Raw genomic sequence first — 13234 nt, forward strand, 5'->3', positions numbered from 1 at the left:
GCCACTGTCACATCCAATGGGGGAGATGTTAAAGGATAGGTTTATCTACAATGTTATGCTCTAAGCAAAACGCAATTTATGATAAGAAATTTGCCGCCTTAAATTTCGCCAGTGCATCTGCTTTTTGTTCAGCAGTCAGTGGGCGTAAAGGACGACGAGGAGCGCCAACATCAATACCATGCAATTGCATTGCTACTTTGCCTGCAGCAACGCCACCGTATTCGACTAAAACTCGAATAATAGCGATAACTTTATCCATGCAATCTGCCACACCTTGATGATCACCCTGATTAAATTTCTCAATTAACTCAAGATATAACGGTGCAGCGTAGTTATAGGTGCTACCTACAGCGCTTAATGCACCGCAAGCTAATCCTGCCGGAATAAATTCATCAACGCCAAATGGAATATCATATTTGCCTCCCTCTACCCGTAAGCAACGCTGAAATTCATACATATCAGGGGAGTTAAATTTCATGCCAGATAAATTGGGGATCACTTTACCTGCTGCTTGTAAAAACTTTTCCATATCAATGCTTAATCCTGACATGGTGGAATGATAATAGTAGAAACCTTTTGAAGGTGCACTTGCCGCCGCTAAACGACAATATTCTACTAAATCATCAACATGACTAGGTTTAAAGAAGCAAGGGCCAATCACTGATGTGGCTTTAATATCTAATGTTTCAGCATGACGAGCAAGTTCTAACGTATCAGCAATACTTAATGCACCAGTATGAATAATAAGATCGAGTTGTCCCTGACTCGCTGTAACCCAACGTTCAGCGACTTTTTTACGCTCTTCAACCGAGCAATGTATACCTTCACCAGTAGTACCTAAGACATAAGCCCCTGTTACCCCAGTCGTAATTAGGTGCTTAGCAATATCATCAATAACAGGGTAATTAACACTACCGTCCGCAGCAAAAGGAGTATGAGGCGCGGCAATCAGTCCAGAGAGTTTGTTCATGATCACTTCCTATGGAGATTAATTTCTTTATTAATTAACTTATGGAGTTTAACTCTATATTAGAGAGCGACTAGTCATAACGCAATAACGAAAATAGCTCTGAAGGAAAGAGAAAGGTGAAATTGTGATCTTTAGCTACTTTCTGCTCAAGATGCTTTAAAATAGCAATAAACTTATGCTGAATGCGTCTGTTTTAACGCATTGAGAGTACGTAATTTCTGCTCTTTTACTGTTTCAGGCTTAGCCTGAACTAACAAGGTATAAAGCAAATCTAAAACAAAAAGTTGTGCTGTTTTTGTACCAATAGAATCGCCTTGTAATTTCCCTTGTCGATTACCATTAATTAAATGGTGATCTGCATATTCCATAATTTGTGAGCCTAAATTATGCGTCAATGCAATCGTGCTTGCGCCCGCTTCTTTAGCCAATTTCAATGCATGAACCGTTTCTAATGAATTACCCGAGTGACTAATACCGATAGCGACATCACCAGATTTTAATAATGAGGCTTGCATATACATAAAGTGGTTATTAGTTACGGCATCAACACGATAACCAATACGCATAAGTTTATTTTTCAGATCTTCCGCAGTGATCCCCGAAGAGCCAACGCCGCAGATAAAAACATAGTTTGCTGATAATAGTGCATTGACCGCCCCTTGCACTTGCTGCATATCGAGTAAATTTAATGTTTCTGATAACACATTATTTATTGTTGCTTGCAATTTTAAGCCAATAGTATGGATATCATCTTGGTGACTGACTTCTGCATCAAGGATTGGCGATTCATCATTATCTGATGTTGCCATTTCAATCGCCAAATCCATTTTAAAGTCTTGAAAACCTTTATAACCCAATGTCCGACAAAAGCGGACAACCGTCGCTTCACCTGCTTTGGTTGCTTGAGAGAGTTGGGCAATAGACAACTGAGTCACTTCCGTAGGATGGAACAGGATATAGTCTGCAATACGTTGCGATACGCGAGTTAAACTATTTTTCATAGCGCCTAGCGTATCAAGTATTTTACCCGGCTTTAATCGAGTTGTTGCCTGTTCTGTCATGGACATTATCCTTGCTTGCAGCAAATACACGAGAATAGAATTTTGCCCACAAGAGTACCAATTCCAACAGGTTAAAAAAAGCCTTGTTAAGACAATAATGTGATAATAACAAAACGCCTTATTCTCAGTATCACTATAACTCCAACTAACTGATACATGAGAAATAAAGCGTTTTATTAAATAATAATGATTAGTGAGTTAACGCGGCAACATCTAGTTTAATAACCACTTTCTTTAATGTACTGGCCTCATTTTTCGGCGCAATACCTGGCTTATGTGGCTCATAAGGCATAAAAATGGCGAACATATTTGGTGTAAGGGATAATGTTTGACGATGTATGATGTTATCAGTCAACTGATAATCATCCGTTTCATTATAAGGTGTCACATCTTGTGCCGAACCTTGTATTCCAAAATCAATTGTCTCTTCACCTGATAGTAAGATCTGAATATCGATATAGCGCTGATGCAATTCGGCTTGTTTTTGCTCACGAGGCACGGTTTCAAAAGTCATAACATTCATAAACAACGTCTCACCATCAATTTTATAGCTGCCCGGTGCAAGTGACGCGGGATCAAGTGCTAATGCTTTTTCCATTGCATGACGTAACGCTGGATTCATTTCTGGCATAGTCGCCAAATCAGATAAATGTCCAAATAACATAGATTATTCCTTCTTAGTTCTCTGATGTTTCACTGTCATCTAAGGAAAGCTGTTTTGCTGGTGCGAAAAGTGGTGCCGTAATGGTTCCTGCAATCACCACTGACATTGAACCAATGACTCCATAGAAGAAGAAGTTAAGATCACTGCCATAACGTGCAGCCAATACTGCAATAATACTCACGATGATCCCAACAACGGCGCTACCGGCATTAGCACGTTTTACAAAAATTCCCAGCATAAATAGGCCTGTCATTGGTCCGCCCATAAGACCTATAAGGCTATTAAATGCATCCCAAATTTCAGCTTCATCGGATAAAACTAACCAAATTGCCGCTAAACTACTGAATATTCCTGCCACAATAATAACTAACTTTGCGACTTTCATTTTTTGTTCAGGACTAGGGGATGATTTACTAAGACGAGTATAAATATCAGAATTAAAGCAACTTGAAATACTATTTAAACTACTAGAAATACTTGATTGTGCAGCAGCAAAAATAGCTGCAATAATTAACCCTGCAATACCGATAGGCATTTCCGTCACGATAAATAGTGGTAAAATTCCCCCCGTATTAAATCCTGCGGGTAATAAGCTTGGGTTTTGTTGGTAGTAAACAAACAATGCAGAGCCGATGGCAAAAAAGAAAATAGGAATAATAGCCACTAATTTAGCGTTAGTTATCAATGTACGTTTAGTTTCTTTAATAGAATCGGTAACGATATAGCGTTGCACAACATCCTGACTAGCAGTAAATTGCTGAATATTGGCAAATAAAAACCCAATCATTAATACAGGAATAGTGCTATCTGTCCAACTCCAGCGCCATTGTGTGGTAGGAAAGAATTTATCTGCTTGTGCTGTAGTAGTAAAAATTTCGCTAATACCACCATCAACTTTAAAACAGATCATAATAAAGATCAGTACAGCACCACCAGAAAGTAATAAACCTTGAATAACATCCGTCCAAATAACGCCTTCAATGCCCCCCATCCAAGTATAAATAATGCATAATAAGCTTATTAATACGATTAACACGACCGGATCAATCCCCATAAAAGGACGTAAAGCTAGTACGGTTAAATAAGTAATAATAGCAACACGCCCAATATGGAATAACATAAATGAAAGGCTAGCAAATAAACGACTACGAACATCAAAACGAGCTTCTAGATATTCATAAGCGGAGGTGATTTTTAATTTTCTAAAAAAAGGAATATAGAAATAAAAAACTAAAGGTAAAATTGCAATAGCTAAATACTGTCCAATAATAAAGGTCCAATCAGAAGTATAAGCTTTAGCAGGAATGGACATAAATGTAATCGAGCTTAATGTGGTCGCAAATACAGACACTCCAGCGGCCCACCCAGGAACTCGCCCTCCACCACGGAAATAGTCATCCGCAGTTTTTTGACGTTTAGAAAAATAAACACCCACGAGTAACATAGCTGCCAAATAGCCAAACAGCACTGCATAGTTAATAAAACCAAAATCATGTAATTGCATTTTTTAGTCCTGCCATATGTAGGGTAAAAGGTAAGTTTTACGACAGTTTTTTTATTGCTCTCTAGACCATAGGGCTGCGCCCCATAATCCAGCATCATGATGATAGTGAGCTGATACAATCGGCACTTGTAATGCTAATGGTTGTTGTGCCATAGCAACTTGAACCAATTCGAGATAGCCGTTAGCAAGCCCCACACTGCCACCAAGCACAACACAATCAGCATCTGTTGTAGCTTTAATATTTGTGATCAAATTAGCTATGGTGTTGGCAGAGCGTTTAATAATGGTGGTAGCCTGTAAGTTTCCCTGATGAAAAGCGCTGAAAATTGCCTTAGCATCTTTACCAGCAAGTTCCCCTTCAGCCTGTGAGGCAATCGCACGCCCCGATGCGATGGCTTCAACACAACCATAGCGGCCACATCCACAACGAGGGCCTCGAGGATCAGCTAAGGTATGACCTAAATGGCCTGCAAGACCACGTTTTCCTATTAGTAGCTGCCCTTGCTGAACAATGCCTCCGCCAACGCCGGTTGAGACCGTAATAAACGCCATATCAGATATAGTGTCACGACGATGATAATACTCAGCCCATGTGGCAGCTTGGGCATCATTAAGTAACCAACAAGGTGATCCGGTAAGGGTTGATAGTGTTTCCATTAAAGGAAAATCGTTTAATCCACCTAAATTATCGGGGTTTAATGCGGTTAAAATGCCATTACAAATGATCCCTGTTGATGCAACGGCAACACTATCGGCATGGTTTTTTAATGGTGTAATAATGCTAACTAATGCTTCATAAAGTTGTGTTGGAGATGGACTTGCTGGTGTTGCTATTTGTCGATGTTGTGTCAATTGGTTATCTCGGCTAATTAATGCTGCCGAGATTTTGGTTCCTCCAATATCAATCGCTAATGTATTCATCTATCTAACTCCTGCTGCCACTTTAATGCCTGAGTAAACCACTCACAGACATGTTCAAGACGAGTTAATGCAGAGCCAACGGTGACAGCCCAAGCTCCCGCTTGCATACCCCTTGCCGCCATCATTGGTGTGTTATAACGCCCTTCCGCAATCACTCGACATCCTTGCTCTGCTAATGCGGTCACTAGTTGAAGATCGGGTAATTTTGGTATTTCCCCACCGGTATAACCTGACATCGTTGAGCCAATAAATTCAGTACCGAGTTGATGACAATACATCCCTTCATTAAAAGTGGCACAATCTGCCATCGCTAGTTTTCCTAAACGATGAACATGCTCTAGCAATGCTTTCACGGGAACTGGGCGTAGGCGATCAGTACCATCAAAAGCGATAATATCTGCACCAGCTGCAGCCAATGCTTCAATATCATTTAACCAAGGCGTGATCCTGACAGGGCTATCAGGCAAATCACGTTTTACAATTCCAATAATTGGCACATCAATAAGAGGACGTGTTGCTTTTAAATTATCAATTCCTTCAATACGTACTGCGACGGCACCTGCATTTACTGCTGCTTGAGCCATTGCGGCTACAATGTCAGGTTTATCCATTGGACTATTATCAACAGGTTGGCAAGAAACAATTAACCCACCTTTTTGTTGAATATCTTTAGTCATCTTTTCAATTAGTGCCATGTTGAACTCACTGCTCTCTTTTTTTGAAATGTAACTCCGAATTATATTATTTTACGGAGTTTTATTTCTCAATCAGAAAAACTACGATCTGTGAAGAAGATCAAACAATGACCAAATTGATATAACATGATGATAAATAAACAGAATAAAAATGGAGGCCAAATAGCCTCCATTGATTTTGTTATATTTCTCTTGAGTGATTAATTTAGTGTGTCGCTGTTTTTGCTTGCTCGACTAAATTAATTAAACGACTTCTCATGGCGTGATTATCTTGAGCGACTTGGCTTTCTGCCCATTTTTGATCGTCAATCTTCACCACTCGTGCAGCACAATATTTAGTTTCTGGGGTTTTTGAAACAGGATCGAGATTATCTTGTGTCAGTTCGTTACATGCACCAATCCACCATTGATAAGTCATATAAATAGCTTGTTTATTAACGGTTTCGTTTAGATTACACCGTGACAACACCTTACCTCGACGAGATGCAACCCAAACAATTTCTTGATCAGCAATACCTGCCGCTTTAGCAATATCAGGGTGAATTTGCACATACCCCGGTTCATCTGCTAATGATGCTAATGCTTTACAATTACCCGTCATTGAGCGACAAGAGTAGTGCCCTACCTCACGTACCGTTGATAAAATCATTGGATACTCATCATCAGGCAACTCTGCGGGAGCGCGCCATGCGGTAGCAAAAAGCTGCCCTTTACCTGATGGCGTTGTAAATCGATTATCTGAATATAAATAGGGTGTTCCCGGATGATCGAGTTCAGGACAAGGCCATTGTATATGGGCTAATCCCGCTAATTTTTCATAGGTCGCACCGAAAAATAGCGGACATAATGCTCTTACCTCATGCCAAATTTCTTCATTATCTGTATAAGACATTGGATAGCCCATAGCCGTGGCTAATAAACTAATGATTTCCCAATCACGTTTAACGTTACCACGTGCTTGTACTGCCTGTTCAAAACGTTGAAAACCTCTATCAGCACAAGTAAAAATACCACCGTGCTCACCCCAACTGGTAGAAGGTAAAATGACATCTGCTTGCTCGGCCGTTTTCGTCATAAAGATATCTTGAACCACAATAAAATCGAGCGCTTGAAAACCTTTTCTAACCAGACCTAAATCTGCCTCAGTTTGAAGTGGATCTTCTCCCATGATGTAATAAGCTTTCACTTTACCTTCAATGGCTAAATGAGGGACTTCAGTAATGCGATAACCCACTTGCGGATCGAGTTTTTCAACCGGAATATGCCAAGCTTGAGCAAATTTTTGACGAATACCTTCATCTGTCACACTTTGATAGCCGGGGAACATATTGGGTAAAACCCCCATATCACAAGCACCTTGTACATTATTTTGCCCGCGAACAGGGGCAACACCTGCATGTGGTTTGCCTAAATTACCCGTCAATAACGCTAAACTCGCTAGCCCTTTCACAACATCTACCGCTTGACCAAATTGTGTTACTCCCATTCCCCACATAATGGTGGCTGTTTTTGCGGCTGCATAAGTGCGCATAGCTTGGCGGATCTCGCTTGCAGAAACCCCAACAATACGTTCTACTGCTTCAGGGCTATAATCCACCAGCTGTTTTTTATATTCTTCAAAACCTTCGGTGTAACGACTCACATATTCTTTGTCATAAAGATCTTCATCAATCAGCGTATAGGCAAATGCATTAACTAACGCCATATTGGTGCCATTCTTTAAGGGAAGATATTGATTAGCAATCTTCGCTGTTTCTATTTTACGAGGATCACAAACAATAATTTTGGCCCCTTTTTGTTTCGCTTTCACCACACGACGCGCCACAATAGGGTGAGAATCGGCACAGTTATAACCAAACACCAACAAACAATCTGAATCTTCAATATCAGCAATGGAATTACTCATTGCCCCATTGCCTAGTGTTTCTTGTAAACCAGCAACAGAAGGGCCATGACAAACACGGGCACAGCAATCAACATTATTATTACCCAGTACAGCACGAGCAAATTTTTGCATCACAAAATTGGTTTCGTTACCTGTACCCCGAGAGGAGCCGGTGCACATAATAGATTTAGCACCGTATTTCTCTTTAATTGCGAGTAACTTTTTAGCCGTAAACTCAATCGCTTCATCCCAACTGACAATTTCAAAATCAGCCCCTTTTTGTCGGCGGATCATCGGTTGATGAATTCTGGCTGTCAGTAATTTATTGTCATTTAAAAAATCCCATCCATAGAGACCTTTTAAACAAAGCTCGCCTTGATTAGTGACACCATTGGCACCTTCAGCTTTGATTATTCGACCATTTTCGACACAGAGATTGATTTTGCAGCCAGCGCCACAATAAGGACAGACGGAGTTGATTTTGTTCATTTGATATCCTTTCCCCTAACTAGGGAGTAAAAGAGTCATAAAGAACATCCAACTAAGCACGATTTATGCCAAGTAAAAAACCATGTAAAAATAAGTAGATAGTATTTCTGTCACTGGCTACCAAGGTTATATCGACATTTTTGTCGACAAGATTTTCTGAGCAAAAGTTATCAAAACGTTATCAAGTTTTTTAAAAAAAGGGCTTTCATTAATTTGTTTTTATGATATAACAAAATAGTTATTTGTTAGCAATGGCATTCAATAAATCAGTGCAACAAACCAAATTCATTTCAATAAAGAGCAAAAACATGAACATTAACACTAACAATCGACTTCTAGGCCTATATCTACTCCTACTTTATTAGGGTGGCCAAGCTCGTTCATTTTTTGCTAAAGCCACCAGTAAGGTGGTTTTTTTATAACCCTGCTGGTGGAACTGTTTTTAGGGGAGTTTTTATGATGTCTCGTTCCACTACAAGGATTAAGGGTTATCACACCTTTGCAATACACTATTGTTCGGCAACCGTTTCTATCATTAACATAATGAAATCGGAGGCAAAATGAGCCAACAATGGACATCTCGTGTAGGCCATATTTTAGCAGCCGCTGGCTCTGCCATTGGTATTGGTGCAATTTGGAAGTTCTCTTATGTCGCCGCCAATAATGGGGGTGGTGCATTCCTCGTCGTCTTTCTGTTATTTAGCTTTATTATCGGATTAGCTGTTTTATTAGCTGAAAATATTTTAGGTAGTAGCACCCATGCCGAAGCCGTGAATGCCTTCAAAAAGATGATGGGACGTAATTGGGTAATTATCGGTGTCATTGGTGTATTTAGTTCATGGTGTATCTATAGCTTTTATAGTGTTGTCGGGGGGTGGACTATTGGTTACACCATTATGGCAGCTACTGGTGAATTAAATATTACTGATAGCAGTGAATTAACGGGGATCTTCACCCGTTTTATCAGTGACCCTTTATGGCCTATTCTTGCTCACTTGGTGTTTGCCGGATTAACATGTTTTGTCGTATTAGCGGGTGTTCAACGCGGATTAGAAAAAGCCGTCAAGATCATGATGCCATTGCTGTTTATTATCATGATTATTTTGATTATTGTCGGTATTAGCTTACCCGGCTCTTCAGAAGGTTTAAAATTATTCTTATATCCTGATTTTAGTAAATTAACCCCGCAAGGGGTATTAGATGCGTTGGGATTAGCCTTCTTCTCGCTGTCTATCGGTTTGGGTATTCATATTACCTATAGCGCCTATTTAGCGGATAATAAGACTATTGCTAACTCTAGTATGTGGGTTGTAATCCTCTCTTGTTTAGTGTGTGTTTTAGCGGGCTTAATGATTTTCCCTGCGTTAACTGCTGCTGGATTAGAGCCAAATGCTGGCCCAGGCTTAACCTTTATGACCATGCCAGTCTATTTTGCTAACTTGCCTGGTGGCAATATCTTGGCGGTCACTTTCTTTGTCTTATTATTAATGGCGGCATTAACCTCTGCAATTTCATTACTCGAACATATCGTCGCTTATGTACAAATGCGTTTTCAGTGGACTCGCCGTAGAGCTGGCTTAGTGGTCACAGCCTCTATTATGTTAATGGGTATCCCAGTTTCATTATCATTTGGTCCTATGAGTGATGTAACTTTAGGGGGCAAAACACTCTTTGATTTATTGGATTACTTAACCTCCAATATCTTAATGCCACTGTTTGGTATTGCGATGTGTTTAATTTTTGGCTGGTCACGTAGAGCCAATGCGGTTATTCCAGATAATATTACTGGAGCAAAACGCCAATGCTTATTATTAGTTTGGCGTTATATCGGCCCTATCTGTATCGGTATAATATTGGTACATGGTTTGATTGGTTAAAAAACAAAAAGAGAGCTTCTTATTTAAGAAGCTCTCTGACTAATTATCCCCGATGTTTGGATACTTGATAACTTTATTTATTAATAGACTTATTGATAGTTTTGTTTAATTTCTTGGCTAGCCACATGCCCGCGTTTAGCTTCTTTCTCCGCAATTTCCACCGATAAACCGATATAGGCTCTTGGATCAAGCATTGCTTTAATTTCTTCTGGGCTAAATGCCGCAGAGATAACGGGATTTTTTATCAAGTTAGTATAGAAATCTTCGCCATCTGCTGCTGTTTTGATCGCCTCTTCATACAATAAAGAGTGTGCTTTATCTTTGCCTAGTTTTTCTGCCATTTTCATCATAACGTACTCTGTATTATCTAATCCTTTATTTCTCATGACGTTATGTAGCATTCTCTCTTCATGCGGTACTATTGTTCTGGAAAGCTCTTCTGTTCTTAATAGAATTTCTGTTGTCAGCTCTAATGCCTCTTCCAGTAACCCATCAAATAACATATAGGAGCTACTATCCCCTTCATAAGGTCTTACCGCAGAATACATACCCACACTGGGTAAAGAATACAGTTTTTGTGAGTTAGCGATGATCCCTTTAGCCAGTTTAGGATTAATTTTATGCGGCATAGTGCTACTGCCAACAGTACCTTTGGTAAACCCTTCCGAAACTTCCGCAATTTCCTCAAGTGTCGTACTATAAACTTCTTCACCAATTTTATGGCAGATATTAGCCATCAATGCCAAATTAGCCATATACTCTAATTTATGTGTACTAAGGTTACGAGAAGGCACCTCCATCGCTTCCATACCGACTAATTCAGCCACACGTTTTTGCACCTTCATACCCACTTCTGGCATTGAGTTAAATGCACCCACAGCACCGCCCATCATGATAGTAAAGACGCGTTTTTCACACTCTCTCATGCGCTGATAACAGTCGATAAAATCACTGATCCAGACCGATACTTTATAGCCGTAAGTAATAGGAATAGCATGGCGGCCATGTGTTCTACCGGGCATGACCATATGTTTGGTTTTTTCTGCCAAGTTAGCTAAATTTTCGATGATCTCTCCAAGTAGCAACATAAATTTATGGTGCACTGTCTTCATCATATAAAGCTGTGAACTTTGCTGAATATTCTGCGTGGTAATGCCGTAGTGCACATATTTACCACTCTCTTGGGAACATGCCTTAACTAACACTTTTAAAAAGGGCACGAAACCATGACCGATTTTTTGGTAAATGCGGTTCATTTCTTCAAAATCGATATTCTCAATAACCGCTTTTTCTTTAATTTCATCAGCCGCTGACTGTGGAATAAAACCGTGTTCAGCTTGAGCTTGAGCGAGCATCGCCTCAAACATCAACCAAGTTGAATATTTAGCTTCATTGGATAACAGCGCTTTAATACCGCGATCATCGATTGTTTTACTTTTAGAATCGTATAACGCTCTCATTTTGTATCCTTTGTTATTTCTTCATTGCTTCATCAACAGCATTGCGAACAAACTCAACTTTTGGCCCATAAACAATATGGACATGGTTCGCTGCAGGAATAAAGAATGCTGTACAACCTGATTCCAACATTAACTCTTTATCAATTTGATTTACTTCACCGATATCGACACGGAGTCTAGTAATACAGTTATCAACGTTACGAATATTTTGTTTTCCGCCTAAAGCGCGAATTAAGATCTCCGCAATTTCGCCATAACGCTTCTCTTTAATAAGCGTATTTTTCATATTGCTTGATTCTTCACGACCCGGTGTTTTGATATCAAACTTAATAATGGCCCAGTAGAAAATGAAGTAAGTGACAACCGCCAGACCTAAACCAATAATCACTAAGTAGATCCAGTTGGTATGTTCATAGAGCAGACCAAAGATGGTGAAGTCAAATACCGTACCTCGGATATAGCCAATCGCCACGCCAGCAAAAGAGAGTAAAACCGCACCAATACCAACAATAATGGCGTAAATCAGATATAAAAGTGGCGCAATAAACACAAAGGTAAATTCAAGTGGCTCAGTGACGTTACCTAACATGGCGGTTAATACCATGGTCACCAACATAGATTTAACTTCTGCGCGATTCTCTTTTTTTGACGTTCTATAAATTGCTAAGGCAATTGCTGGGAATAAGAACAGAGTGACCAGCATTTGTTGTTGTGCCATAAAACGCGTTAAGCTTGGCATCATTGACCAATATTCACTACTTGGCCCTTGGTTAAACAACACTTCTGTCATAGCAGGAACAACACCCACATAGGTTTGTCCATCAATAACGTAAGAGCCACCTGCTTCGGTAAATCTAAACAACACGTTCCATACATGGTGTAAACCAAATGGAATAAACAGTCGCTCTCCCCCTGCTGTAAAGAATGGTCCGACAGGACTCAGGAAGACCGCGGAAAGTTTTGTTAATCCCATCACCAAGACTTCCCAGATAAAGGGTAGTAATGCCCCTACGCCAATCATTAATCCCACCATAATAATGGCAACGGATTTTTTACCGGAGAAGAAGGCAAAAGCGGTAGGAAGTTCAAGGTTATAGAATTTATCTGTCGCCCAAGCGGCAATTAATCCGGTGATAATCCCCCCAGCGGCACTGATATTCATGGTTTGAATACCTAACACCTTGATCTGCCCCACTTGAGTCATTACGGCAGGATCAGCGAGTTTCCCCGTCAAAACGAGCCAAATATTAATGGTGCTAATCAAGGTTAAATAGCCGACAACGGAGGCAAACACGGCGATCCCCTTGTCTTTATGGCTCATACCATAAGCCACCCCCATAGCAAATAGCAGTGGAATATTATCAAACACGACCCCTGCAATAGAGCGGATGCTCACTAATAATGCATTGACTGTTTCATTCCCCAGGAAAGGAAAGCGTGCAATCATATAAGACTGAACTAAAGCGCCACTGATACCCAGTATCATACCGATAGGCGCTAAAACACCGATTGGCAGGAGTAGGGTCCTACCAAAGCGCTGTATGGATTCGCTGAATTTTTTCTTGGCCATATTTTTTCCTTATGACTTCTCGAATATAGAAAAATGACAAAAGTACTCTAGCATTGAGTTATCTATAAAATGAATGGCGGGCTAGTTTTAAATATTATCTTAGGTCATTTATTATGACCTAGGTCTTTTAAATTAAAA

Annotated in this window: 10 protein-coding genes; 1 reads left to right on the forward strand and 9 read right to left on the reverse strand. The window is 40.0% G+C overall.

Annotated features, from left to right (window positions below; genetic code table 11):
• Nucleotides 1-76: 76 nt before the first annotated feature.
• The 7 genes from HMPREF3129_RS12305 to fdhF all read right to left on the reverse strand — a co-directional run bounded on the left by HMPREF3129_RS12305 (nt 77) and on the right by fdhF (nt 8189).
• Entirely contained in the window at nt 77-970 is an 894-nt protein-coding gene (locus HMPREF3129_RS12305; protein WP_004250016.1) for a dihydrodipicolinate synthase family protein, read from the reverse strand.
• A gap of 173 nt (nt 971-1143) precedes the next feature.
• Entirely contained in the window at nt 1144-2031 is an 888-nt protein-coding gene (locus HMPREF3129_RS12310) for a MurR/RpiR family transcriptional regulator (protein WP_004246688.1), read from the reverse strand.
• Between the two features lie 190 nt (nt 2032-2221).
• Nucleotides 2222-2695: an N-acetylneuraminate anomerase gene (gene nanQ / locus HMPREF3129_RS12315; protein ID WP_017827144.1), complete on the reverse strand. Its 474-nt coding sequence runs from the start codon at nt 2693-2695 to the stop codon at nt 2222-2224.
• 13 nt (nt 2696-2708) lie between these two features.
• Complete coding sequence (locus HMPREF3129_RS12320) at nt 2709-4199, reverse strand: sodium:solute symporter family protein (protein ID WP_004246686.1); 1491 nt, start codon at nt 4197-4199, stop codon at nt 2709-2711.
• 51 nt (nt 4200-4250) lie between these two features.
• The gene (nanK, locus tag HMPREF3129_RS12325; protein ID WP_004246685.1) at nt 4251-5120 is read right to left on the reverse strand and encodes an N-acetylmannosamine kinase; all 870 of its coding nucleotides are present in this window, start codon (nt 5118-5120) and stop codon (nt 4251-4253) included.
• The gene (locus tag HMPREF3129_RS12330; RefSeq protein WP_004246683.1) at nt 5117-5815 is read right to left on the reverse strand and encodes an N-acetylmannosamine-6-phosphate 2-epimerase; all 699 of its coding nucleotides are present in this window, start codon (nt 5813-5815) and stop codon (nt 5117-5119) included. The genes nanK and HMPREF3129_RS12330 overlap by 4 nt, the downstream gene beginning before the upstream one ends.
• 205 nt (nt 5816-6020) lie before the next feature.
• Nucleotides 6021-8189, reverse strand: coding sequence for a formate dehydrogenase subunit alpha (gene fdhF, locus HMPREF3129_RS12335; protein ID WP_004250014.1), 2169 nt, complete (start codon nt 8187-8189; stop codon nt 6021-6023).
• Between the two features lie 560 nt (nt 8190-8749).
• Between fdhF and HMPREF3129_RS12340 the strand changes: the two genes are divergently transcribed.
• Complete coding sequence (locus tag HMPREF3129_RS12340) at nt 8750-10066, forward strand: sodium-dependent transporter (protein WP_004246681.1); 1317 nt, start codon at nt 8750-8752, stop codon at nt 10064-10066.
• Between the two features lie 89 nt (nt 10067-10155).
• Here the strand turns inward: HMPREF3129_RS12340 and HMPREF3129_RS12345 are convergent, their stop codons facing one another.
• Nucleotides 10156-11526 (reverse strand): class-II fumarase/aspartase family protein, encoded by a 1371-nt coding sequence (locus HMPREF3129_RS12345; RefSeq protein ID WP_004246680.1) that lies wholly within the window; start codon nt 11524-11526, stop codon nt 10156-10158.
• A 13-nt stretch (nt 11527-11539) separates the two neighbouring features.
• A complete protein-coding gene (locus HMPREF3129_RS12350) occupies nt 11540-13096 on the reverse strand; it encodes a PTS transporter subunit EIIC (RefSeq protein WP_004246679.1) in 1557 nt (518 codons plus the stop codon).
• Between the last annotated feature and the right edge of the window lie 138 nt (nt 13097-13234).

The organism is Proteus sp. HMSC14B05, assembly GCF_001808035.1.
GTDB classification, from domain to species: Bacteria; Pseudomonadota; Gammaproteobacteria; order Enterobacterales; family Enterobacteriaceae; genus Proteus; species Proteus mirabilis.

Coding starts and splice junctions, on each gene's coding strand:
- HMPREF3129_RS12305 (WP_004250016.1), bottom strand. CDS start 970: ATGAACAAACTCTCTGGACTGATTGCCGCGCCTCATACTCCTTTTGCT.
- HMPREF3129_RS12310 (WP_004246688.1), bottom strand. CDS start 2,031: ATGACAGAACAGGCAACAACTCGATTAAAGCCGGGTAAAATACTTGAT.
- nanQ (WP_017827144.1), bottom strand. CDS start 2,695: ATGTTATTTGGACATTTATCTGATTTGGCGACTATGCCAGAAATGAAT.
- HMPREF3129_RS12320 (WP_004246686.1), bottom strand. CDS start 4,199: ATGCAATTACATGATTTTGGTTTTATTAACTATGCAGTGCTGTTTGGC.
- nanK (WP_004246685.1), bottom strand. CDS start 5,120: ATGAATACATTAGCGATTGATATTGGAGGAACCAAAATCTCGGCAGCA.
- HMPREF3129_RS12330 (WP_004246683.1), bottom strand. CDS start 5,815: ATGGCACTAATTGAAAAGATGACTAAAGATATTCAACAAAAAGGTGGG.
- fdhF (WP_004250014.1), bottom strand. CDS start 8,189: ATGAACAAAATCAACTCCGTCTGTCCTTATTGTGGCGCTGGCTGCAAA.
- HMPREF3129_RS12340 (WP_004246681.1), top strand. CDS start 8,750: ATGAGCCAACAATGGACATCTCGTGTAGGCCATATTTTAGCAGCCGCT.
- HMPREF3129_RS12345 (WP_004246680.1), bottom strand. CDS start 11,526: ATGAGAGCGTTATACGATTCTAAAAGTAAAACAATCGATGATCGCGGT.
- HMPREF3129_RS12350 (WP_004246679.1), bottom strand. CDS start 13,096: ATGGCCAAGAAAAAATTCAGCGAATCCATACAGCGCTTTGGTAGGACC.